Below are 20,346 nucleotides of genomic sequence, written 5' to 3' on the forward strand. Positions count from 1 at the left end.
ACAACTATTCAGCGGTGATGGTATTCACCAGCTTGCCCATAGGACCAATTTCCACCGACACCGTGTCGCCCGGCTTCATCCACAGTGGCGGATTGCGTTTCGCGCCAACACCGCCCGGTGTGCCGCTGGCAATCACGTCACCGGGTTTAAGCGGTGTGAAGCTGGAGATATATGCAATTACCGTTGCGATTGGGAAAATCATATCGCCGATGGGCTGTTGTTGCACGATATCGTCGTTCAGACGCGTAGTGACCTGGACCTCAGAAAGGTCGCCGGCTTCGTCCGGCGTTACCATATAAGGACCGAAGGGACCGGTAGTCGGGAAATTTTTGCCCGGTGTAAACTGGCGGGTATGCCACTGCCAGTCACGTACAGACGCATCATTGAAACAGGCATAGCCGGCAACGTGAGACATGGCATCCTGCTCAGAAATATAACGGCCACCTTTGCCGATGATCACAGCCAGTTCACCTTCGAAATCCAGCTGCGTTGACACCTTTGGCATCACGATGGGCTGATTGTGACCAGACAGGGAATCTGCAAAGCGCACGAAAATTGACGGATGCTCAGTGGCAGCGCGGCCTGTTTCCTGTCTGTGAGTCTCGTAGTTATGACCCACACAGAACACTTTATCAGGATTCGGCACAACCGGACCTAATGTGACATCAGCCAGGCTGAGCGTCGTTTCGCTGTTCAGCGATGTCAGGGTGCCTTCAGTAATGGCCGTTTTTAAATCAGCTGCCTGTGCAGATAAATCGGTGATCACATCACCGTCAAGCCGGCCAAAGCCCTGTTGGCCACTGGCAGTAGTAAAACTTACGTATTTCATAAAATAAAATTCCTGAGTCGGTTAATTCAGCGGCGAGGGTTGCCATGTACGGTGAAAGCGGAATGTTTCTTCAGCCACTTTCAGCCCGGCGAAATCTTTGTCAGACATGCCCCATTGATCGATGCGGTTTTCCGGCCAGGTCCAGTCTTCCGGCGCACCCACTTTGTAATCTTCCGGCACTTTCTCAACGGCGGTAGAAAACTCTACAACCGCACCGAAAGGCGCGATGTAATAGGCAAACACATTATCACCCGGTCCGTGACGGCCCGGGCCCCAGGCAGGAGTGCGATTATCGTCACGCAACCGGCCGACACCGCGCATCACCGCGTCCATATCCTGCATCTCAAATGCAATGTGGTTCAGAGAGCTGAACCCTGCGCGGGCAAAAGCCGTGCTGTGATGGGAATCGTTGCAGCGGACGAATACCATCCCTTTTGTGCGGTCTGACACGCGGAAGTTAAGCACTTCTTCCACAATGTCAGCCGTGCGTTCTGCATCGGTGGCATTGAATACCACATGCGTCAGTTTTACCGGCAAATCGTGATCGTCCAGCGCATCAACTTCTTCTGCATTCACCAGAAAACGTAATAACTCACCTTCAGGCAGCTCAACAACAATGCCCTCACCACCGCCTAAATCGGTGCACGCTTCAGGCCGGCAAGGGAAACCGGACTGAGCGACACGTTCTTTCAGGGCAGTCAGTTCATCGCTTTCACACACAAAGGTGACGCTGCGTACATACTTGCTGTCGCCTTCTTCCAGCGCAACCAGATAGGGGAATGTGCCGGAGCCGCGAATGTAATGTGTGTTGTTTTGCACAGCTGCAAGTCTGGTGCCCCACACATTCACAAGGAAATCTGCGGCTTTATCTGCTTCCGGCAGCACCATTTCTATACTGCGTAGTTTCATGCTTTACTCTCCAGTTCTCCGGCAACGGCATCTATGCCGGCAAGAGCGCAGTGCTCATCGACTTCACCGGTGTCACCGCTTATTCCCACAGCACCAAGGATATTGCCCTGACTGTCTTTAATCAGATTACCGCCCGGTGATAACGCCAGCTCAACCCCGCTGATAGCGGTGACACTGGCAAAAAATACCGGATTATTCTTCGCTTTCTCTGCAATGCCACGGGTGTTGAATCCCATGCCGAGAGCACCTTTTGCTTTCGCCATGGCGATGTCGAAGCGGTATAAACTGGCCTTATCTTCACGCTTGAAAGCGACCGGATGCGCACCGGCATCAAGTACAACAACCGCCAGCGGGTTCACGTTATTTTCTCTGGCATAACGCAGGGTGCCATCAATGATCTTATCAGCGAGGGCTAATGTTAATGTCATGCTATGGATTCCTGTTGTGGAGTGGCAGCGCAGGCACCATCAAGCTGGTGTTTCAGCTGCTGTAAAAGAGAGGCACAGCATTCACTGGCTGTACCGTAAACGTAGTAGTCAGGGCGCAGCAGTACCGCTCCCACACCGGCTTCTTCAAACCAGGCGGTCAGTTGCGGGTCGCGCCACTGGCTTAAATCGACCACTTCGATGTTCAGGTCCGGCAGGATACTCTTAACCTGAGTTAACGCTTTGCCCGCCACTTCCAGTCCCGAAACCAGTAGTCGCCAGTCGCCATGGGTTAAATCATCAAATAACTGTTCCGAGCCGTTAATATTCAAACGGGGCTGAATGAAGCGGCGGCCGGCCTGCGAAGTCTCTGCTGCAATAATGCCGTCTGTAACTGGCGGGATAAGATCGGCGGCCGTTGTAGGCAACTCACCTTTTTTCACCTTTTCCCGTATGTCGATATCTCGCTGCGCGGCCTTTTCCCGGTCCAGCATGCAGATATAACGACCTGCACCGACTGCGGCAGAGATAACAGCCCGCACATGAGGGTCACGCTCAGGCTGATATGTTTTAAGCAGGGATTCATTTGCCAGGCCTTTAGATACCAGGTCCAGTTTCCACGCCAGGTTGGCGACATCACGGAAACCATGGCACATGCCTTGCCCAAAAAACGGCGGAGTCTGATGGGCTGCATCACCGGCTAAAAAGACATTGCCGCATTTCCATTGTTCCGCCACGAGGCCGTGGAAACGGTAGGTCGCAGCCCGCACAATGTTATGCGGAACGCCGTTAAGATAAGGCGCAAGTAACTCTGCGACTTTTTCCGGCTGCATCATTTCCTGATCATCTTCACCGGGCAGCAACATTAATTCCCAGCGGCGGTGGTTACCCCTGCCGGGCACAACAGTCGCCGGACGTTCGGGATCACACATCATCACAGACAACTGCTGAATATTGGCATCGTCAGGTAAACCGGTCAGCGGCGGGAACTGGATCTCCCCTTCCACTTCAGCATCCACCACCAGCCAGGGCTCTTCAAACTGCAAATCGTCCAGCTTTATACCCAGCGATTTCCTGACCACGCTGCGGGCACCGTCACAGGCAATGACCCAGCGGGCCTGAACAGTTTCCGCTTTATCGCCGGTGCGGGTTTCCAGCGTTACGCTGCGTTTACCGGCGGTATCAGTCTGCTGACTGATCGAAATACATTCCGTGCCCAGACGCAGCGATACGTTGCTGAAACGGGACAGCGCATTTCGCAAGTGATCTTCCAGCTCAGGCTGATAAAAGAAGTAATCATTCGACCAGCCGTAAGGACGGGGCTTGCCCACTGTGCCCATATACCGGATGACACCGTGATCAGCGCCGATATGCAGATGACCGTCGGTGTCGCGCATATCTTTTAGAATGGTGTCGTGTAAGCCGACAGACTGGAATAAACGCACCATCTCATGGTCGAGGTGAACGGCGCGGGGTAACGGATACGGGTTCGCCTCTTTCTCCAGAACGACGACATTAAGCCCCCGTTTTCCCAGAAAATTGGCCGCAAGAGCCCCTACCGGCCCGCAGCCAATAATTGCTACATCATACATTGTAAATTTCCTTATGGCGGGCTAGCTGTCGCGGGCTGGCGTTTTGTACAAACGGCCTTCTTGCATAATCATCGCGATATTTTGCTTGTTCTGCATAATGGTGACGTCTTTGGTGGGGTCGCCGTCAATCAGCAGTAAGTCAGCCAGGTAACCTTCTTTTACCAGACCAAGCTCGTCACCCATCCCCATCAGCTGACCACCTAATTGTGTGGCTGCGTGCAGGGTTTCGGCAGGGGTATAACCGAAGTGCTCAACCCATAATTCCAGGTCGCGGGCATTGCGGCCGTTTGGGTTGAAAGGGAATCCGTAATCGCCGCCGGGCAGCATTCTTACACCTTTCGCTTTCAGCTCAGGTACCAATGCTTTAAGCTTAGACAGCACAATGGCAGCATCTTCCTTCATATGGGTCATGTCCATATGCGGCGGCGGGTTTGCATCCAGCGTGGCCTGAATAATACCGATAGTAGGTGCAACGAACATTTCGTCTTTCTTCGCCACCAGCATATCAATGGCTTCATCATCGGCGTAGGTACAGTGATACAGAATGCGGAAGCCGGCTTTAATCCCGAATTTCACCGCATCGCAGGCATGAGCATGACCGGTAAGCCACACATTGCTTTCTTTGGCCTGCTCACCGGCTGCCATTAATTCTTCTTCGGTATACAGCAACTCCAACGATGCACCGGGTTTCAGTGCGCTTTCGCCGCTAATAAGAAACTTGATGGCTTTCGCACCAATATCCGCACAGTCTTTGACGAACTCTTTGACACCTTCCGGACCACGGGAATGCAGTTCAACATGACCGGGATCGAGTTCAGAATCGTTGGGCGGCTCGCGCTCTACAGAGGAAGGAATTAAACGTGGACCGGGCAATCCACCGGTCACCAGGTGTTCATTTAATGAAATTTCCAGGGTTTTGCTCAAAGCGCCTGCAGAATAAGCACTGGTAAAGCCATGGTCGAGAAGAATACGGGCATTACGGGCTGCTGTCAGCGCCAGTTCCTCAGGGGGAAGGAACATGCCCGGTACAAATTTTTCCACCGACGTTGGCCAGGTAAGGTGAGCATGGGCTTCAACCATACCAGGCATGAGCGTTTTGCCCTTTGCGTCGATAACAATATCGTCTTCCTGAGCAGGAATGGCTGCGTCACTGATTTGAACAATACGTTTGTCTTCAATGGCAACAGAGCCGGAAACCAGGTCACTACCGCTGCCGTCGAAGATATTGGCGTTATTAATTATTGTACGCATAAGCGTCACCTATTCTTCTGGATATACGCTTATGTTGGCACTCTCAGTTATTTGTTCAAATATTTATTTTTTTGTTAAATATAGGTAAAAACTATACATCCAGGCACTGCACGGTATGGTCGATGAATGCCTGTGCTATTGCCGGTAACTTTCGTTCTGCCAGCCATAACAGGCCCACCTTGCGCTGGAAGGCAATTCCTTCAATTTTAATGGCCCGTAAAGAGCCGTTTTCCAGCTCAGATTTCACCACTTCATTAGGCAATATGGTGATGTAATCTGACGAGCGCACAATGGATTTTGTAGTAAGCAGCGAGTCACAGGAAATAGCATTGCCCGGCAGTGCTGCATTACTGTTGATAAACAAGGCATCAATTTGCCTGCGAAACCCGCCAACCTTGTCTGGTAATACCCAGCGCGCTGCTGCCAGTTGCTTCAGATTCATCATATCGGGAAGATCTTTATTCGCCTGCCCGACGATAATCGAAAACGGATCAGTCATCACCGGCAGTTCACAGAAATCTTCCGGCGAGTCCGTCATACCTGACGTCAGAATGGCCACATCCAGTTCGTAACTTTTCAGCAGACGCTGGGCTTTAGCGTCGTGACACTCAATAATTCGCAGATTAAATTTCGGATATTGCTCGCTGAAACTGTTAATCACCTTCCCCATCACAGACGCCAGCGCGCCTGGTGTTCCGCCAATATTCAGGGGACCGCCGATATCTTCCGCCAGCAGTTTGATTTCTTCCTGCGCAGAGATCAGCAGGCTGTCTACCGCCTGCGCTTTTATCTTCAAGGCTTCCCCTGCCGGGGTGAGCAGAATTCCCTGCCGGTTACGTTCAAAAAGCTTGGTTGCAAGAACACGTTCCAGCTGATTAATCGCTACGGAAACGGATGGTTGGGAAAGGTGCTCCGCCCGGGCAGCACCACTGATGGTGCCCTCCCGGCAAACCGCCAGGAAAAGACGCAATGTGCGGGGATCGATACGCATGACTCACTCCTATGCATTAAGTGCACTTATACTTTTTTATATTCAGGCAATAAAAAGCAATAGATGTAGTGTCGGCGATCACGCTTAAAAAAACAACGGTAATGAAAAAGGCCACGGTGCTGCCACCGTGGCCTTCCTCTCAACAATCAGGACGATTACTTAACAGTAAGCGTGCCTTTCATTACGCCGATGTGGCCGGGGAACGAGCAGAAGAACGTGTAGTCTTCGCCTGCTGCCAGAGCCTTAACATCAAAAGTAACGGCTGTTTCTTCGCCACCACCGATTACATCGGTCATTGCGATAACACGCTCGTCACCTGCTTTAACGTAGTTGTTTGCCAGACCAGCAGCAACACCGTCTCCGGCAACTGCCTGGGCATCTGCAGTTTTAGATAAAACCCAGTTGTGACCCATGACTTCTTTAGGCAATGTACCCGTGTGCTTCAGCGTTACTGTGTAGCTGTCGCAAGAAGCTGGTACTGTCATTTCAGATTTATTGAATTGCATCATATCAGTGCTGTCGATAGTGGTCGCACATTCTTCGCCAAAAGCGAAGCCACTAAACAAAACTGAGATCGCAACAATCGTTTTTTTCATCATTTATTTCCCATTGTATTAATCAATTACGTTTTACCAGACATTAACTTTTTTGTATAGATCTGGCATCACAACAAAATGATAATGAAAACAATTATCATTTATGATTTAATGAATTTGTTTGGTTATGTGTACGGTTTTGTTATGCAAAAAGGTTTACTGGAACTGGAGAGTCATATCCGCAAAGGCGACGAGCCGGACAGCCCCCTGCTTGTCGATACCTACTTGCGCCGCATTGAACATGCATCTTCTTTATTGCTTTCCACGTATGAGAAAGTGAGTTTGTACATCCACGCAGCCAGGTTGTTACTCGACACCGTATGCGACTGTTTTGTGGTGACGCACTGGCGGCACCACTGCCTTAACCAGATATACCGGCCGTTGTTAGCAGCACAACGTATGGTGACCTGCGACGACGAAGACCAGTTAATCCGTCAGTTCCGGCGGGAATTGAACATCCTGGCTCAATATTTTTTGTGAAGGACACAACATGTCAGAATATCGTATCGAAAAAGACAGTATGGGTGAACTTGAGGTACCTGCAAAAGCACTTTACGGCGCGCAGACTCAACGGGCAGTAAATAATTTTCCGGTGAGCGGCCAGCCAATGCCCCGCCCTTTTATTGAAGCGCTGGTGACCATTAAAAAAGCCGCCGCCAAAGCAAACTTATCTTTAGACTGTATAAACGCATCCACCAGCCACAACATCGTTAAAGCCTGTGATACTTTGCTGAACGATGATCAGATGATGCAGCATTTCCCGGTGGATGTGTTTCAGACCGGTTCCGGCACCAGCTCTAACATGAATGCCAACGAAGTGATTGCCACTCTGGCGAATAAGGCCGGCAGTGTTAATGTGCACCCCAACGACCACGTGAATTATGGTCAGAGCAGCAACGATGTGATCCCTACCTCTATCCACGTCAGCGCAGCAATTCAGGTACACCGCGTATTGCTTCCGGCGCTGACGCATCTGTCAGAAACCATCGGTGAAAAAGCGCAAACCCTGAAGGGTTATTGTAAAACCGGCAGAACTCACCTGATGGATGCCATGCCGGTTCGCATGGATCAGAGCCTGGGTGGCTGGAAAGCGCAGATTGACGCGCAAATCAATGCAATTCAGAACCTGCAGCCTGCCCTGCAAACCCTTGCTCTGGGCGGAACTGCGGTAGGTACCGGTGTGAATGCTCATCCCGATTTTTCTTTTGCATTTAACCGTGAATTGTCTGCTCTTACGGATATTGACTTTCAACCCGGCGACAACTTCTTCGCGCTGATTGGCTCCCAGGACACCGCCGTTTCACTTTCAGGCCAGTTGAAGGCCACCGCCGTGACAATGATGAAAATAGCCAACGATCTGCGCTGGATGAACTCAGGCCCGCTGGCCGGACTGGGTGAAATCGCGTTGCCTGCTCTGCAACCGGGCTCATCTATCATGCCGGGCAAAGTTAACCCGGTTATTCCGGAAGCTGTTGCAATGGCGGCAGCACAGGTCATTGGCAACGATGCGGCAATCACCATTGGTGGCCAATCAGGTAATTTCGAACTGAATGTGATGCTGCCTGTGATTGCGTCCAACCTGCTGAACAGCCTGACACTCATCGCAAACAGCGCCACCATTCTGGCTGACAAAGCCATCGCCGGTTTCACAGTAAATCAGGAAACGCTGGAAAAAGCCCTGCACCGCAATCCGATTCTGGTGACCGCTCTGAACCCGGTCATCGGTTACGCCAACGCCGCAGAAATTGCCAAGAAGGCATACAAAGAGCAGCGTCCTGTGGTAGATGTCGCTGAGGAAATGACAGACATTCCCCGCGAGGAACTGATGAAGCTTATGGATCCGATGAAGCTGACAGAAAATACCGGAGAATAAAATGCACAGCGCCCGTTACGGGCGCTGTCTATTAAAGCTGTGGTCAGGATGGAACCTGAGCAAGGTTGTCTTTAAGAAACTCGGGAGCCAAATCTGCTCCGTTGGGCCAGGCAACGGTTTCCAATTCCTGATCGACAAATACTTTTGCGAAATAGGCTTCTTGCTTTAGGGGATCGAAAACCGGACCACTAAGCTTTCCCCGAAGATCCACTTCTCCTGCAGTTCCGTCGTTAAAACATACCCACAATTTAAAATCTTCCAGATATTTCGCACTTACTACATGAAGCATAACGTTACTCCAGCGGTTTGATTTTATTGAGCGGCTTACCACACTGTGCCCGGTGCCAGTTTTCAAGTAACTCCACCCGGTGAGCGGAAATCCACTCGTTAATTATATTTACCGCACGAACCGGCAACTTGCCACTTATTATAGTACCGTCAAACGCAAAAGGGATTTCTGTTAAACCTGTCCTTATTTAATCCTTTCGTACAGCAATACTCAGCGGCTGCGCCACAGAACTTTGCCAATGATATCTGCCGGTTTTACCCAGCCTATTTGTTCAGAAGTGATTGATTCAGCAATATTGTCGCCACCGAGATAGAGCCCGAGTTCAGGTTCCACAGAAATAACCCTTTTGATAAGCAGGCCGCGGGACTGACAACGAAAAGCGACAATGTCGTTAATGCGGGGGAGTCGCCAGAAAAGATGGCGCACCAGCACGAACGTACCGGCACTCAGTGCCGGCTCCATGCTGCGGCCATCGACGACGAGAAGTTTCAGCATCAGGAAAGTTTAGGATAGACCACTTGCTCTGCAGGCGGATACGGGCACGTAGCTGTGTAGGTTGCAATATCTTTGGAAGCCCAGAAGTATTCCGCAAACTGATTGACCAGATTAAGCAGCTCCACACCTTTGTCGCGACTGGTATGTTGCTTACAGGCAGAACCGGCCATCATGATTTTGTGTGCCAGTTCATGAACATCAGGAAATTTTTCAATTTGTGGTGCTTTAAAATAGTCACCCCAGATCACTCTGATTTCCTGTTTTACCTTTTCCGCATGTATTTCTTTTTCACGTACAAGTCGAACAAGCTGAGCCGGATTTTCACCGTTTAACTCTTCAATCAGATCAGCAAAGCGGATAACACTCAGCGCAGCCAGCTGTGCGCTGACGGGATCATAAATTTTGCAGGGAATATCACAGTGGGCACTGGCGCGCTCAAAATTGACCAGAGCATCCACTTTTTCAAGCAACTTATGGAACATGATTAATCTCCCTGCGTTAACGACTGGCGCTTGACGACTTTGTAAATCGCAAAGGCACATGCTGCGGCCGCTGCGGCAATGGAAGCATAAAACAGAACATGAAGAACTGTACTCGTCCAGTGGGCGTGATCATGGCCGGGGTGTGCCCATAAAAAAGGGCTGAACAGAACCAGCGATAACGCCAGTTGAAGCTTAAAAGACAGGTGTCTTAACATGCGGATGCTCCTTGTTAATTAATGTAGAGACCTTTGGTGGGTACTGATGTCGTCAGGTTTTATGGCGATGAAAGCAGGTCTCTGAAATTCTTCCGCTTCGCCGTGTCGCTTTTTAAACAGGTAGAGTTGTTCTGAGGCAATGCGCTTGCCCCAGACGGGCGCTGTTTCTGCAGGATTCGCCCTTTGAAGATATTCAACATGCTGAAACACGCTGGTCAGCGAATTCAACGCAAAGAGCGGATAGCCGTGCCGCTCGTAAAGATCGGCCAGATTGTGATAACTCACCAGCAATGCACCGATGGTAGGCCGGATGCTGGGTTCGCTTTCGACCATGGCAACGGCTAATTCGACTGCGCGTAAATACTTAAGCCGCGCGCCTTCGAAAACATCCGCGTCAAAGTCTCTGTTTCCGTCTTTAATGACACGCTCCCAGATAACGTAATGAGCATGACATTCCTTATTCATAACCTCGCCATCAGGCATGCAGCACCGCCACATTGTAATAAGGCATAGTTGAAAGCAATCCGGCAGCCCGTATTTCAATGGCGCTCTTATAATGAACTAATCCGAGCTTGAAATATGCATCGCTAAGTAAGTCACCGAGCGACTCCAGCTTCAGTCGCATAGCGTCATTATCTCCCCCGTCGACTTCCAGCAAAATGGCTGCAATATCAAACGCACACCCAAGATAGGCAATGGCCTCTCTGTACTGGCCGTCGGCATATAACATTGAGCCCTGATATTCATCTCTTGCCAGAAAGTGGACAGCCTGTTCCGGGTGGCTGTACACCCATTCAGTGTGTTTTGGACACAGGAAGGTAATATCCATAATGACATCCTCTACGGTGAACAAGATTAGGTGATTTCCCGTTTTCTTAAGTCTACCTTAGATGTGAATGGATAATAATGCAAATGATAATTGTTATTATTTGATGGTAAATTTTGCACCCCTCCTGAGCGCCTGGGATCAGAGCTCAAACAGGAAGTAATATCCGAAACCAACCAGGAAGGCCGGAATGCCAGAATAGAGCGTTGCCAATAGCGCTGCGCGGGGTGAAAGCGCAATAGCAGGAAACAGCGCGTCTCCGTCGTTACTGATTGCGTTACCCAGTTGCGCAGAAAACGGCAGTGCGCCATTGAGGTACAGCGTGGTAACAAGTATTTGCGGACCACAACCGGGTAAGAAGCCGATGAGAATAGCCAGTGCCACGGCACTTGCTCCCATAGACTGAAATACATCGACTAAATCTACACCGAAGACCAGCATACTGATCTCAAAAAGCATGAACGCCATGATCACCCACACCAGCACGAACTGAGTGTCCAGGGCAGCCTTTCGTTTCCAGTCTGGTGGCTGTGACCCCGGATCTTCACTGGTTAATGAGGAATACCCCGTACCCACACTTCCCGTAGCCCAAAGCGTAACACTCACGATTGCGAGAACAGCGCCTGACAGGGTAAGCTGTTGCTCAGAAACAGGTAAATAGTCAGCAGGACTAATTTGCAGAGCCAAAGCCATGGCGATAAGCAGTACAGGAATACTGATCACCAGCCAGAAACGTGTTGCCAGGCCGGTCAGTGCTTTGCTTACTCTCATGGTCGCAGAAGTGTGACTGTCGTCCTGAGGACTGCTGAACTCATCTTCAATAAGTTTAGGCCGGTAGTTGTGAAAACGGTTCACAATGATTCCGGTAAGTGACCCCACCACCATGCCGACGGCCATCACTGTGAGACCATCTGCCGGCTGCCGCGCCAACAGTAAAAATGCCGCATCCCCCATTGTACTGGTGAGCACCGCCACAACGGAACCGAAGCTTGCTACTCCTCTTGTGTATTGAGTAACAACAATGATTGCGCCACCGCAGCCGGGTAAAGCTCCCAGAAAAGCGGCAATGAAGACTTCATAAAACGGATGGCGGGCAATGAACCGGCTGATGGTCTCTGCGGGCACCCGTAATGTACACAGATAATACAACGCCAGAGATGCGTAAACAAAAGCCCCCACCTGAAAGAACGCGTCAGCAAGAACCTGCTGAGTCGTCTCACGGCTGAAAGGCCACCATAAAAAAGAAAGCAGAATAACAGGCAGAAACAGACGCTTGTTCACAAGCCAACCGTGTGATTTCAGTGCAATACGCATCGTTTGCATTGTAGAAACAGATTCATTCATTTTGCTTCTCAAAAGCCTGCCCGCAATTTAACCCATTGATATGGATTACCCCTGAATAGAATCATAGGATCAGCTGAGATAAAACTCAAATAAAAATCATTATCATTAGCATGAATTCAACCTGTACTAGATGAGTGAAAATCATTATCATTACAAATTAGGCTTTAGTTTATTTTGCATAAGATTTCAGGGACCGACATTCATGCTTTTCTCCTTAGTTGCCTTTCTCACTGCGCTGGCGGGAATGGCCTTACTGTACTTTTCCAATAAAAACCAGCGGTTTGCGTCTTCGCAGGGAGGTCCCGCTTTCAGGTACGCCGGCTATATTTTCCTCGGCGCTTCCCTGGTGATCTGGTTACAAATCATGACTGTCGCCGCAGCCATATTTACCTGGGCTCTTCTGCTGGCGGTGCTGTCCGTCATTGTGCCTGTTATGACGTTATTTAAAGCGGGAAAGGTAACGTGATATGAGCAGGCTTAAGCAAGAACAAAAAATCCGTACCGACTGGTGGAGTAAGAGTATTGCCTGCTGCTTACTTGGCCTGACTTTATCCTTCGTAATTATGGGACTATTCGCCTGGTATGGCCCGGGCGGGATCGGTGCCGTTAATAAGGACCAGTTTACCATGTGGATGGTCCCCTTCATCTGGTTGATAATCGTGGCATTTGGTTTTCTGTTTAAATCTGGCCGCAGTGCCTTTCTTTGGCTCGGAGCAGCAAACCTGGCTTGCTGGGGTCTTTTTGCCTTACTCAGGAGCGCAGTATGAAAATCCGCAGCGACATTATCCGTATCTATCAATCTGTACATACCTGGACAGGCATAACATCGGGCCTTGTACTCTTTATTGCCTTTTTCGCCGGTGCACTGACCATGTTCAAAGCCCCCATTACAGAATGGGCTATACCCGCTGATACGCATTTACCTCAGGTAGAACTGAACGAATATGATACGTTGATTCAACAGGCCGCCCAGGCGCATGAAAATGTTATCAAAGGTTTTACTGTCAGCCTGGAAGAAAATCAATCTCCGCTTTTCTGGTATGAACAAGGTGGTGGAAGGGGTGTCTCTCTGACCAGTGTGATTCGCAGTGCCTCGTTAAACGAACATGGTGAAGTGTACTCCAGCGTCAGCGAACAAAATGTGCTGGGAGATCTCATCGATCAACTGCACAGAACCGCAGGCATTCCCGGCAAAGTCGGACATGAAGATCTCGGCGTGGTGATAATGGGCATTGCCTCTGCACTCTACTTTGTTGCGCTGGTATCAGGGGTTATCTTTCTGCTGCCGACACTGGTGAAAAGCTTCTTCTCGCTTCGCCAGAAAAAAGGCGCCAGCCGTTTCTGGCTCGACACCCATAATCTGCTCGGCATCACCAGCCTGCCCTTCCACCTGATCATTGCCTGGACTGTGGTTGTATTCGCTTTTCATGACGTCATCTATGACGGACTGGACTATATTTACGGCGATGAGCCCATGTTTCAGCGCGGCGGCCAGTCTTCTGACGTCTACCCGCTTTCTGCCTTACCGCCGATGTCCAGTTTCATACAGAAGGTGAATGAAACCACAACAGGGTACCGGGTCAAACAACTCAGCTTTTCAAATCTGGATACAGAAAGAGCATCTGTACGCATTGATGTTGCAGGGGAAGGTGTGCTCCAGCGTACTGCCGATTCTGACGTGATCTTAATGCACCCTTTCACACAACAAGTTACCTACTCCACACTCAGCAGTGATGAAAATGGCGGATACTGGCCGCTGGTAAAAAGCTTATTTGCGCTGCATTTTGGTAACTTTGCAGGTACGTTTGGCCGCTGGGTATACTTCTTTTTAGGCCTGATGGGTGCAGCATTGTTCTACACAGGAAATTTACTGTGGCTGGAAAAGAGACGAAAGAAGCAGGCAGTGCAATCCACATCTAACGCGGTCATGGCAAACCTCACTGTTGGTGTGTGCGTGGGGTCAATGCTGGGCGTGGCAGCAACATTACTTTCTTCAAAATGGATGTACATATTCGGACAGCCGGTAAATCAGTCATACCTTTGGGTTTATTTCACTGTGTTCCTGCTGGCGTTGGCCTACAGCTTCCTGAAAGGTGCTGCACGCAGCGCCATTCATTTGCAACTCTTGTTGAGTTTATGTTGTGCTTGTATTCCTGTCACTACGCTTATCAGTCTCGTTTTACCCGCAGTATCGTGGCGGCTCACAGCCAGTAACCTGTGGATTGAAGCGACAGCCTGTATCTTCGCTTATGTATTTTTTAAAGGTGCTTTGAAGACCCGTGCGCGGGCTTTACGGGGAGAGAAAAATAGCATCTGGTATATAAAAGACGCTTCCGTTGATTCGCCTTCCGCGTCTGGCAAAATAGTGACGGAATGATAGCCATGACTATTGAAAAACAGCGGCAATTCGGGTCACGCCCCCAAACCATGAAAACGGCTCATACAACCATTAATTAATATCAATATTCATCATAGTTAACTCGCCCTACAATCAGCTCAACACATTAAATGTTGGTTTTGTTTTGAGCATGGGGCACCAGACTATTATGAGTAGCGATTTCACTTATTCCATTAAGACCGTTCGCTTTGATGAGCACTACTCTCCTGCGGACGATACACGTCTTACCACGAACTTTGCAAACCTGGCCCGTGGTGAAGCCCGCCGGGAAAACCTGCGCAAAGCAATTAACATGATCAATAACAACTTCAATAGTCTGGCACACTGGGATAACCCTAAAAAAGACCGATATTCCGTTGAACTCGATATCGTGCATGTCGACGTTGATGTTGAAGGCAATGGTGAGACCTTCCCGACGATTGAAGTATTGAAAACCAGCGTTGTCGATCATTATACGAATAAACGTATTGAAGGCATTGTGGGTAACAATTTCTCGTCTTATGTGCGCGACTACGATTTCAGTGTGGTGTTACGCAAGCACAATGAGGGAAAAGACCATTTCTCTGTACCGGATAACTATGGTGAACTACACGGAAAAATGTTTCAGGACTTCATCAGTTCCGGCGCTTACAAAGAGAACTTCAGTAAACCGCCAGTGATCTGCCTGAGTGTTTCAGACAACAAAACCTATCACCGTACCAGTAATCAGCACCCGGTGTTAGGCACGGAATATAAACCTGATGAAACATCGTTAACGGAGCAGTATTTCAGAACCATGGGTATGAAAGTTCGTTATTTTATGCCTGTTAACAGCTCGGCGCCCTATGCGTTCTTTTTCTTCGGCGATCTGTTGAACGACTACAGCTTGCTGGAGCTCATCAGCACGCTGAGCACCATGGAAACCTTCCAGAAGATTTATCGCCCGGAGATTTACAACACGAACTCTGTCGCCGGTGAAGTGTACAAGCCAAGCCTAAGAAATCACGATTATTCAGTTACTCAGGTGGTGTACGACAAGGAAGAACGTGCCCGCCTTGCCATCGAGCAGGGCAAATGGTGCGAAGAGAACTTCATTCAGAAACATCAAAATACGCTTCAGCAATGGGCCTCTGGCGTTACTGCGTCCGCATTCTGATTTTAAGGTACAGGTAGTATTACAATGACAAAATTATTCCCGACCTCCACCGCCGGAAGTCTGCCAAAACCATCGTGGCTGGCGCAACCTGAACAGCTCTGGTCTCCATGGAAACTTGAGGGAGAAGCCCTCGCTGCAGGTAAAAACGATGCCCTTCGGGTGACGCTGCAAGAACAGGAAAAATCAGGTATCGATATTGTCAGTGACGGTGAACAGACCCGTCAGCACTTTGTCACAACCTTTATTGAAAACTTAAGCGGCGTTGACTTTGAAAATAAAAAGACAGTCAGAATTCGTAACCGCTACGATGCCAGCGTGCCCGGTATCGTCAGCCCGGTAAGCCGCCAGAAACCTGTGTTCACTGACGATGCTAAGTTCCTGCGGGCGCAAACCGATCGCCCCATCAAGTGGGCACTTCCCGGTCCGATGACCATGGTTGATACGCTCTATGATGATTATTATAAAGATCGTAAAACGTTAGCTTTCGAATTCGCAAAAGCGTTGAATGAAGAAGCTAAAGAGCTTGAAGCCGCAGGCGTGAATATTATTCAGTTTGATGAGCCTGCCTTTAACGTGTTCCTCGATGAAGTTAATGAGTGGGGAATCGAAGCGCTGGAAAAAGCCTGTGAAGGTTTAAAATGCGAGACTGCCGTTCACATTTGTTATGGCTACGGGATTAAAGCCAATACAGACTGGAAAAAAACTCTCGGTGCAGAGTGGCGTCATTATGAAAAAACGTTCCCTGCCATTCAGCAATCAAGCATCGACATTATTTCACTGGAGTGCCACAACGGGCGTGTGCCATTTGAAGTCCTTGAGTTACTTAAGGGTAAGAAAGTTATGGTTGGCGCCATTGATGTGGCTACCCCGGAAATTGAAACGGCAGAAGAAGTGGCAGCGACTATCCGGGAAGCACTGAAATACGTTGATGCGGACAAGCTTTATCCTTGTACCAACTGCGGCATGGCTCCTCTTTCCCGGGACATTGCGAGGGGTAAGCTTGAGGCCCTGGCAGCGGGCGCTGATATTGTCAGAAAAGAGCTATCTGCTTAATATCTGTTTTCTTGGGGATTGAAGCACATTAACCGGTAATGTGCTTCCGATATATTTTTTGCCCGGCCGGCGAGACTTATAAATTAAATGCTGATAACGGGTGGGCGGATTGCAAGGTGAGTAATACCCGCTGCTCCGGCATTACTTTCAATTCATGAGACACTCTTACACTCACAGTTTCCCCCGAATCCAGCGCAGCGAACAATAATCTGCTGCCACCTTCAAAGCGGCTGCGTAACACCGTCGCGTTTGCCTGCTCCGGCTTTTCGGTAATAATCACATCGTCGGGCCTTACCAGCAATTCCACTAATTCTTGCTGATTGTCAGCAGAATAAACCGGTGCGCTGCCGATAGCGGTTTCTACTTCATTGCCGGAAATACGCCCTTTGAGAAAACTGGCTTCACCAAGAAAACGTGCAACAAATTTACTGGCAGGCTTTTCAAAACACTGTTCTGGTGTATCCAGTTGTTCAAGCACACCTTTATTTAAGATCCCCACTCTGTCACCGACCGACAGGGCTTCATCCTGATCGTGGGTTACCCAAATTGCCGGTACACCCGCCTTTTTGAGGGCATCACGAATATCCCATCGTAAGCTGTCTTTTAATGCTGCATCCAAATTGGAGAGCGGTTCGTCGAGTAATACATAAGCAGGCTCATGTGCCAGCGTTCTGGCCAATGCTACCCGCTGCTTTTGTCCACCGGATAACCGTGCTGGCTTAGCGTGCCGGAAGTCACTCAGTCCCAGTAATTCCAACCAGTGATCAGCCAACATATTGTCTTTCAATCTGAACTGAACATTTTGCTCTACGGTGAGATGGGGAAAGAGTGCAAAGTCCTGGAACACCATCCCCACGTTGCGTTTTTCCGGTGGTACCGATTTTTCTGGCGTGGAAACCCATCCACCCTGAGCAATTTTCCCTTCAGTTACGGGGATCAAACCCGCGAGTGCTTGTAAAACTGTCGTTTTTCCACAACCGGTGGGCCCGACTAACATTAAGATCTCGCTTTCGTTAAGCTTAAGATCTAAATTTCGCACTACCCGATTAGATCCATAATCGACTGATAAACCATTAACTTCTAGCATCAGGAATGTTGACTCTCATTAACTGAAAATTCTGCTTTTCGCTCGCCGGTAAGCATCAGGATTAACCCGAGCCCGGAAATAAACACCAGACATAAACCAGGTACGGCTGCACGTCCGAAATAGCCAGCTTCATAAACACGCCACAGGTACGTTGCTAACGTTTCAAAACCTGTAGGCCCGAGCATCAATGTTGCCGGTAATTCACGCATCACTTCAAGGAAAACCAATGCGGCACCTGCAATCATGCCCCGCGCAGTCAGAGGTAAGGTAATACGGAAAAACGCTTCTCTGGGCGAAGCCCCCAGTACCCGCGCAGCGTTTACCAGGCCACCATCCTGATTCTCAGTAGTACTGCGAACTGTACTCACAGCCAGCGGCAAAAAGCGCAATACATAGGCAATCACCAGCAAGCCCAGCGTCTGATACAGTACCGGAATTTGTAATCCGAGATAAACCAGCGCTGTGCCCATTACAATGCCGGGGACACCGAATCCAAAATACGTTATTCGCTCAAAGAATCGCCCTACCCGGCCGGCAATAGCGGCATGGGCAACGGGAATCGCCAGAATGACTGCGACAACCGCGGCCATCATGGAGGCGTAGGCGGAATTCCATGCATAGGTAATATCAAAGCCTTCAGCTCCCTCCCGGGCCAGCCACAGCACAAAAATACCAAGAGGCAGAACCAGAGACAACAGAATAACCGGTGAGAACAGACTCACAAAACCAAGACTTTTCGCCGGATGAACATGTATTTGAATGTGTTTGCCCGGTCGTTCTTTAGCACCACGGATTTGAGATTCGATGAAGAGAATAAGCACGACTATCAGCATTAACTGCAGCGATAGCATGGCTGCCTGACTGAGACCAAAGGCGTTGTATTCCACGAATATTACCCGGGTAAATGTATCCAGCCCCATGATTGCCGGCGTCCCGAAATCCGATAGCGCATACAGCGCCGCCAGCAATGCCCCGGCGGCAATACTGTTTACGACCCGTGGCAAAACGATGCGCCAGATACTGGCAGTTAATGATAATCCTAATGTACGGGCAGCGTTTATCTGGCTGGCATCAAGGCTGAGCAGCGCGGAACGGGTGGTCATCATCACAAACGGATAAGTGTACAACGTCATGACCAGCCCTGCCCCCCACAGTCCTTCCAGGGATGGCATGGTCAAACCGGTAAAGCTCTCGATTTCGCCGCCCCGGCCGAAAGAAAAATAGAGGGTAAATGCGCCGAGGTAACTTGGCATAGCCAGCGGTGCTGCAAATAAAATTAGCCACAACCGCTTTAAAGGCAAACTGACATATGCTGTGAGTAACGCCAGGGGCACCCCGACCATCACAGCCCCTGCCACCGTGAGCCCCATCAATGCCAGCGTATTCATTAATACAGTGATATTTCTGGTATCAAAAAACGCAGCATCATCAGAGGCAAGGGAAAATAAAACCCCGACGGGTAAAATTGCAATCACCGCAATGATGATTGCAAAGGGGTACGATTTAGGCAGGTTTTTCACAGAACGCCAACATTCCTCATTAAGTCTAATGTCGGTCTTATATCAGCTAACTTACGAAGATCCAAATCAGGAGGAGAAATACTGCTCAGAGGCGTGAGACCATCAGGCGGCGCTACGCCGCCGACCAGTGGAATTTCATAGGCTTCAGACGCCAGATAAGATTGCACTTCTCTGGTCAGCAGGTAACGGATAAAGTTTACCGGTAAATCACCTTCAGTGAGCGAAATAATGCCGGAGGCATTCACCAGGGACCCCGCATCACCTTTTGTGTAGGCAATATCTACGGTGGCATCCGGCTTGCCGGACTTAAGCCTTAACGTGTAGTAGTGATTGGCAAAGCCCAGGTCCACCTCACCACGCTCAACCCCCATCACCACACCGAGTTCACCGGCATATTTCTTCGCCCGGCTATTCACACCTTTCAGCCAGTTGGCCGTTGCTTTCTCACCTTCGAGAATGCGCATTGCGGTGACAAAAGACTGAAAAGAGGCATATGCAGGTGCCCAGCCCAGTTTCAAATCTGTGTCGGCAAGGGCCATCACACTGTCAGGGATCTGGTCTGCACTCACCCGCTCAGTGTTATAAGGTAAAGTGCGGATACGTCCGGTTACCGGCGACCACATAGGGTACTGAAAACCCGGTTTCAGCTGATTAACTATGTCGTCTGGCAGGGGCTTTGCCATCCCCTGATCAGTAATCATACCTATAGAACCGGTATCTACTGCCCAGAACAAATCCGCCCGTTTCACGCCGGCTTTAGCTTCGGCGACCAGCATATTGGCCAGCTCTGCCGTCGCACCGCGACGAATTTGTAAATTCAGTTCCGGGTTCTTTTTCTTGATCGCTTCAAGGACATTTTCGTAAAGTCCGCCCTCGCCTCTGCCAAGATAAAGCGTGAGGTCGCCTTTCAATTTTGGCAGTGAATCAACAGATACCGCGGTTGCCGGATTAGCGAAGGACATGCCGGGTAACAGCCCGAGACCGCCAGCTAAACCAGCCAGTCCCAGGCCCCGGACGAATGTTCTGCGTTGCATAG

General features: G+C 49.8%; 25 protein-coding genes. 7 read left to right on the top strand and 18 right to left on the bottom strand.

The window, feature by feature from the left end; translation table 11 throughout:
- Nucleotides 1-4: 4 nt before the first annotated feature.
- The 7 genes from ACXAH4_RS04185 to azu all read right to left on the bottom strand — a co-directional run bounded on the left by ACXAH4_RS04185 (nucleotide 5) and on the right by azu (nucleotide 6,596).
- A complete protein-coding gene (locus ACXAH4_RS04185; protein WP_474880869.1) occupies nucleotides 5-829 on the bottom strand; it encodes a fumarylacetoacetate hydrolase family protein in 825 nt (274 codons plus the stop codon).
- A 21-nt stretch (nucleotides 830-850) separates the two neighbouring features.
- Nucleotides 851-1,738, bottom strand: a complete 888-nt coding sequence (locus ACXAH4_RS04190; RefSeq protein ID WP_474880870.1) for a VOC family protein — start codon at nucleotides 1,736-1,738, stop codon at nucleotides 851-853.
- Complete coding sequence (locus ACXAH4_RS04195) at nucleotides 1,735-2,166, bottom strand: GlcG/HbpS family heme-binding protein (RefSeq protein WP_474880872.1); 432 nt, start codon at nucleotides 2,164-2,166, stop codon at nucleotides 1,735-1,737. Before ACXAH4_RS04195 ends, ACXAH4_RS04190 begins: the two co-directional genes overlap by 4 nt.
- Nucleotides 2,163-3,755: a bifunctional 3-(3-hydroxy-phenyl)propionate/3-hydroxycinnamic acid hydroxylase MhpA gene (mhpA, locus tag ACXAH4_RS04200; protein ID WP_474880874.1), complete on the bottom strand. Its 1,593-nt coding sequence runs from the start codon at nucleotides 3,753-3,755 to the stop codon at nucleotides 2,163-2,165. Before mhpA ends, ACXAH4_RS04195 begins: the two co-directional genes overlap by 4 nt.
- 21 nt (nucleotides 3,756-3,776) lie before the next feature.
- Complete coding sequence (locus ACXAH4_RS04205) at nucleotides 3,777-5,006, bottom strand: amidohydrolase family protein (protein WP_474849173.1); 1,230 nt, start codon at nucleotides 5,004-5,006, stop codon at nucleotides 3,777-3,779.
- A 91-nt stretch (nucleotides 5,007-5,097) separates the two neighbouring features.
- Entirely contained in the window at nucleotides 5,098-5,997 is a 900-nt protein-coding gene (locus tag ACXAH4_RS04210) for a LysR family transcriptional regulator (protein WP_474843899.1), read from the bottom strand.
- Between the two features lie 155 nt (nucleotides 5,998-6,152).
- A complete protein-coding gene (gene azu, locus ACXAH4_RS04215; protein ID WP_119499654.1) occupies nucleotides 6,153-6,596 on the bottom strand; it encodes an azurin in 444 nt (147 codons plus the stop codon).
- A 141-nt stretch (nucleotides 6,597-6,737) separates the two neighbouring features.
- On the opposite strand from azu, the gene ACXAH4_RS04220 reads away from it, so the two are divergent.
- Together ACXAH4_RS04220 and ACXAH4_RS04225 are read left to right on the top strand one after the other, a co-directional pair.
- Nucleotides 6,738-7,073, top strand: coding sequence for a hypothetical protein (locus ACXAH4_RS04220; protein ID WP_303573418.1), 336 nt, complete (start codon nucleotides 6,738-6,740; stop codon nucleotides 7,071-7,073).
- A 10-nt stretch (nucleotides 7,074-7,083) separates the two neighbouring features.
- Nucleotides 7,084-8,466, top strand: a complete 1,383-nt coding sequence (locus ACXAH4_RS04225; RefSeq protein ID WP_474880876.1) for a class II fumarate hydratase — start codon at nucleotides 7,084-7,086, stop codon at nucleotides 8,464-8,466.
- Between the two features lie 43 nt (nucleotides 8,467-8,509).
- On the opposite strand, the gene ACXAH4_RS04230 is transcribed toward ACXAH4_RS04225, so the two are convergent.
- The 8 genes from ACXAH4_RS04230 to ACXAH4_RS04265 form a co-directional block, all read right to left on the bottom strand.
- Nucleotides 8,510-8,755: a DUF2442 domain-containing protein gene (locus ACXAH4_RS04230; protein WP_474843903.1), complete on the bottom strand. Its 246-nt coding sequence runs from the start codon at nucleotides 8,753-8,755 to the stop codon at nucleotides 8,510-8,512.
- 4 nt (nucleotides 8,756-8,759) lie between these two features.
- Nucleotides 8,760-8,942 carry a DUF4160 domain-containing protein gene (locus tag ACXAH4_RS04235; protein WP_474881085.1) on the bottom strand — a complete coding sequence of 61 codons (183 nt, stop codon included), beginning with the start codon at nucleotides 8,940-8,942 and terminating at the stop codon, nucleotides 8,760-8,762.
- A 23-nt stretch (nucleotides 8,943-8,965) separates the two neighbouring features.
- The gene (locus tag ACXAH4_RS04240) at nucleotides 8,966-9,250 is read right to left on the bottom strand and encodes a S26 family signal peptidase (RefSeq protein WP_474843905.1); all 285 of its coding nucleotides are present in this window, start codon (nucleotides 9,248-9,250) and stop codon (nucleotides 8,966-8,968) included.
- The gene (sodN, locus tag ACXAH4_RS04245; RefSeq protein WP_474880878.1) at nucleotides 9,250-9,732 is read right to left on the bottom strand and encodes a superoxide dismutase, Ni; all 483 of its coding nucleotides are present in this window, start codon (nucleotides 9,730-9,732) and stop codon (nucleotides 9,250-9,252) included. Before sodN ends, ACXAH4_RS04240 begins: the two co-directional genes overlap by 1 nt.
- A gap of 2 nt (nucleotides 9,733-9,734) precedes the next feature.
- Nucleotides 9,735-9,947 (bottom strand): hypothetical protein, encoded by a 213-nt coding sequence (locus tag ACXAH4_RS04250; protein WP_474843909.1) that lies wholly within the window; start codon nucleotides 9,945-9,947, stop codon nucleotides 9,735-9,737.
- Nucleotides 9,948-9,965: 18 nt separating this feature from the next.
- Entirely contained in the window at nucleotides 9,966-10,412 is a 447-nt protein-coding gene (locus tag ACXAH4_RS04255) for a hypothetical protein (RefSeq protein WP_474880880.1), read from the bottom strand.
- Between the two features lie 10 nt (nucleotides 10,413-10,422).
- Nucleotides 10,423-10,776, bottom strand: coding sequence for a hypothetical protein (locus ACXAH4_RS04260; protein ID WP_119499646.1), 354 nt, complete (start codon nucleotides 10,774-10,776; stop codon nucleotides 10,423-10,425).
- A gap of 138 nt (nucleotides 10,777-10,914) precedes the next feature.
- Entirely contained in the window at nucleotides 10,915-12,117 is a 1,203-nt protein-coding gene (locus tag ACXAH4_RS04265; protein ID WP_474880881.1) for a putative manganese transporter, read from the bottom strand.
- Between the two features lie 202 nt (nucleotides 12,118-12,319).
- Between ACXAH4_RS04265 and ACXAH4_RS04270 the strand changes: the two genes are divergently transcribed.
- The 5 genes from ACXAH4_RS04270 (at nucleotide 12,320) to ACXAH4_RS04290 (ending at nucleotide 16,703) form a co-directional block, all read left to right on the top strand.
- Nucleotides 12,320-12,583 carry a hypothetical protein gene (locus tag ACXAH4_RS04270; protein ID WP_474843915.1) on the top strand — a complete coding sequence of 88 codons (264 nt, stop codon included), beginning with the start codon at nucleotides 12,320-12,322 and terminating at the stop codon, nucleotides 12,581-12,583.
- A 1-nt stretch (nucleotide 12,584) separates the two neighbouring features.
- The gene (locus ACXAH4_RS04275; protein ID WP_474880883.1) at nucleotides 12,585-12,884 is read left to right on the top strand and encodes a hypothetical protein; all 300 of its coding nucleotides are present in this window, start codon (nucleotides 12,585-12,587) and stop codon (nucleotides 12,882-12,884) included.
- The gene (locus ACXAH4_RS04280; protein WP_474880885.1) at nucleotides 12,881-14,494 is read left to right on the top strand and encodes a PepSY-associated TM helix domain-containing protein; all 1,614 of its coding nucleotides are present in this window, start codon (nucleotides 12,881-12,883) and stop codon (nucleotides 14,492-14,494) included. Before ACXAH4_RS04275 ends, ACXAH4_RS04280 begins: the two co-directional genes overlap by 4 nt.
- Nucleotides 14,495-14,663: 169 nt before the next feature.
- Nucleotides 14,664-15,650 (top strand): DUF1852 domain-containing protein, encoded by a 987-nt coding sequence (locus ACXAH4_RS04285; protein WP_474880887.1) that lies wholly within the window; start codon nucleotides 14,664-14,666, stop codon nucleotides 15,648-15,650.
- A gap of 24 nt (nucleotides 15,651-15,674) precedes the next feature.
- Complete coding sequence (locus tag ACXAH4_RS04290) at nucleotides 15,675-16,703, top strand: methionine synthase (RefSeq protein WP_474880889.1); 1,029 nt, start codon at nucleotides 15,675-15,677, stop codon at nucleotides 16,701-16,703.
- Nucleotides 16,704-16,779: 76 nt separating this feature from the next.
- Here ACXAH4_RS04290 and ACXAH4_RS04295 read toward each other — a convergent pair whose 3' ends face one another.
- Genes ACXAH4_RS04295 through ACXAH4_RS04305 form a run of 3 tightly spaced genes read right to left on the bottom strand, consistent with a single transcriptional unit; the run spans nucleotide 16,780 to nucleotide 20,344 of the window.
- Nucleotides 16,780-17,790 carry an ABC transporter ATP-binding protein gene (locus ACXAH4_RS04295; protein WP_474880890.1) on the bottom strand — a complete coding sequence of 337 codons (1,011 nt, stop codon included), beginning with the start codon at nucleotides 17,788-17,790 and terminating at the stop codon, nucleotides 16,780-16,782.
- The gene (locus ACXAH4_RS04300; protein ID WP_474843926.1) at nucleotides 17,790-19,310 is read right to left on the bottom strand and encodes an ABC transporter permease; all 1,521 of its coding nucleotides are present in this window, start codon (nucleotides 19,308-19,310) and stop codon (nucleotides 17,790-17,792) included. The genes ACXAH4_RS04295 and ACXAH4_RS04300 overlap by 1 nt, the downstream gene beginning before the upstream one ends.
- Nucleotides 19,307-20,344: an extracellular solute-binding protein gene (locus tag ACXAH4_RS04305; RefSeq protein WP_474880892.1), complete on the bottom strand. Its 1,038-nt coding sequence runs from the start codon at nucleotides 20,342-20,344 to the stop codon at nucleotides 19,307-19,309. The genes ACXAH4_RS04300 and ACXAH4_RS04305 overlap by 4 nt, the downstream gene beginning before the upstream one ends.
- Nucleotides 20,345-20,346 lie beyond the last annotated feature (2 nt).

The organism is Alteromonas sp. ABV2_168, assembly GCF_056161165.1.

What these genes read in the sequence shown, in the direction of transcription:
- ACXAH4_RS04220 (WP_303573418.1), top strand. Translation starts at nt 6,738, where the DNA reads ATGCAAAAAGGTTTACTGGAACTGGAGAGTCATATCCGCAAAGGCGAC.
- ACXAH4_RS04250 (WP_474843909.1), bottom strand. Translation starts at nt 9,947, where the DNA reads ATGTTAAGACACCTGTCTTTTAAGCTTCAACTGGCGTTATCGCTGGTT.
- ACXAH4_RS04195 (WP_474880872.1), bottom strand. Translation starts at nt 2,166, where the DNA reads ATGACATTAACATTAGCCCTCGCTGATAAGATCATTGATGGCACCCTG.
- ACXAH4_RS04230 (WP_474843903.1), bottom strand. Translation starts at nt 8,755, where the DNA reads ATGCTTCATGTAGTAAGTGCGAAATATCTGGAAGATTTTAAATTGTGG.
- ACXAH4_RS04270 (WP_474843915.1), top strand. Translation starts at nt 12,320, where the DNA reads ATGCTTTTCTCCTTAGTTGCCTTTCTCACTGCGCTGGCGGGAATGGCC.
- azu (WP_119499654.1), bottom strand. Translation starts at nt 6,596, where the DNA reads ATGATGAAAAAAACGATTGTTGCGATCTCAGTTTTGTTTAGTGGCTTC.
- ACXAH4_RS04285 (WP_474880887.1), top strand. Translation starts at nt 14,664, where the DNA reads ATGAGTAGCGATTTCACTTATTCCATTAAGACCGTTCGCTTTGATGAG.
- sodN (WP_474880878.1), bottom strand. Translation starts at nt 9,732, where the DNA reads ATGTTCCATAAGTTGCTTGAAAAAGTGGATGCTCTGGTCAATTTTGAG.
- ACXAH4_RS04205 (WP_474849173.1), bottom strand. Translation starts at nt 5,006, where the DNA reads ATGCGTACAATAATTAATAACGCCAATATCTTCGACGGCAGCGGTAGT.
- ACXAH4_RS04305 (WP_474880892.1), bottom strand. Translation starts at nt 20,344, where the DNA reads ATGCAACGCAGAACATTCGTCCGGGGCCTGGGACTGGCTGGTTTAGCT.
- ACXAH4_RS04240 (WP_474843905.1), bottom strand. Translation starts at nt 9,250, where the DNA reads ATGCTGAAACTTCTCGTCGTCGATGGCCGCAGCATGGAGCCGGCACTG.
- ACXAH4_RS04255 (WP_474880880.1), bottom strand. Translation starts at nt 10,412, where the DNA reads ATGAATAAGGAATGTCATGCTCATTACGTTATCTGGGAGCGTGTCATT.
- ACXAH4_RS04225 (WP_474880876.1), top strand. Translation starts at nt 7,084, where the DNA reads ATGTCAGAATATCGTATCGAAAAAGACAGTATGGGTGAACTTGAGGTA.
- ACXAH4_RS04295 (WP_474880890.1), bottom strand. Translation starts at nt 17,790, where the DNA reads ATGCTAGAAGTTAATGGTTTATCAGTCGATTATGGATCTAATCGGGTA.
- ACXAH4_RS04290 (WP_474880889.1), top strand. Translation starts at nt 15,675, where the DNA reads ATGACAAAATTATTCCCGACCTCCACCGCCGGAAGTCTGCCAAAACCA.
- ACXAH4_RS04260 (WP_119499646.1), bottom strand. Translation starts at nt 10,776, where the DNA reads ATGGATATTACCTTCCTGTGTCCAAAACACACTGAATGGGTGTACAGC.
- ACXAH4_RS04210 (WP_474843899.1), bottom strand. Translation starts at nt 5,997, where the DNA reads ATGCGTATCGATCCCCGCACATTGCGTCTTTTCCTGGCGGTTTGCCGG.
- mhpA (WP_474880874.1), bottom strand. Translation starts at nt 3,755, where the DNA reads ATGTATGATGTAGCAATTATTGGCTGCGGGCCGGTAGGGGCTCTTGCG.
- ACXAH4_RS04190 (WP_474880870.1), bottom strand. Translation starts at nt 1,738, where the DNA reads ATGAAACTACGCAGTATAGAAATGGTGCTGCCGGAAGCAGATAAAGCC.
- ACXAH4_RS04280 (WP_474880885.1), top strand. Translation starts at nt 12,881, where the DNA reads ATGAAAATCCGCAGCGACATTATCCGTATCTATCAATCTGTACATACC.
- ACXAH4_RS04185 (WP_474880869.1), bottom strand. Translation starts at nt 829, where the DNA reads ATGAAATACGTAAGTTTTACTACTGCCAGTGGCCAACAGGGCTTTGGC.
- ACXAH4_RS04275 (WP_474880883.1), top strand. Translation starts at nt 12,585, where the DNA reads ATGAGCAGGCTTAAGCAAGAACAAAAAATCCGTACCGACTGGTGGAGT.
- ACXAH4_RS04265 (WP_474880881.1), bottom strand. Translation starts at nt 12,117, where the DNA reads ATGAATGAATCTGTTTCTACAATGCAAACGATGCGTATTGCACTGAAA.